This window comes from Caballeronia sp. LZ035 (assembly GCF_031451175.1).
GTDB lineage: Bacteria > Pseudomonadota > Gammaproteobacteria > Burkholderiales > Burkholderiaceae > Caballeronia.
Genome location: NZ_JARUXS010000033.1, coordinates 1 through 592 on the forward strand (window position 1 = coordinate 1; position 592 = coordinate 592).

Consider the following 592-nt stretch of genomic DNA (forward strand, 5'->3'; position numbering starts at 1 on the left):
TTGAAGCGTGTCAGACCTCGATCTATGCAGCATGTCGTGTGCCGCCGCTATCATCGACGCGCGAGGCACGCGCAATGCTTGAGCCCATGCATTCCTTACCCGCAGCGAGTGCCACCATGCGAATCCGGCTCAAACCTCTCGACAAACAAGTAATCGTGATTACGGGCGCGACGAGTGGAATCGGGCTCGTCACCGCCCGCACCGCAGCGAAACGCGGCGCCAGGCTGATGCTTGTATCGCGCGACGAGAAGGCGCTTTCCTCACTCGCCGACGAGTTGTCGCGAGATCGAAGCGATACCGTCGCGTATGTCGTCGCCGATGTCGGCGACCGCGAACAGCTGCAAGTCGCCGCGAACGAAGCGATTTCGCGCTTCGACGGCTTCGACACCTGGATCAACAATGCAGGCGTCTCGTTGTACGGGCGCTGCATCGATGTGCCGCTGGAAGACCAGCGCAAACTCTTCGATACGAACTACTGGGGAGTGGTCAACGGCTCGGTCGTCGCCGTGCAACATTTGCGGGAACGGGGCGGCGCGCTCATCAATCTCGGAAGCGAACTATCGGACGTCGCCATTCCGTTGCAAGGCGCATA

The 592-nt window shown here is 60.6% G+C and carries 1 protein-coding gene; it reads left to right on the forward strand.

What is annotated here, in order from left to right; all coding sequences use genetic code 11:
- Positions 1-116: 116 nt before the first annotated feature.
- Positions 117-592 (forward strand): SDR family NAD(P)-dependent oxidoreductase (locus QCE88_RS41935; RefSeq protein WP_309911932.1); only part of this gene is annotated, 476 nt, incomplete at its 3' end.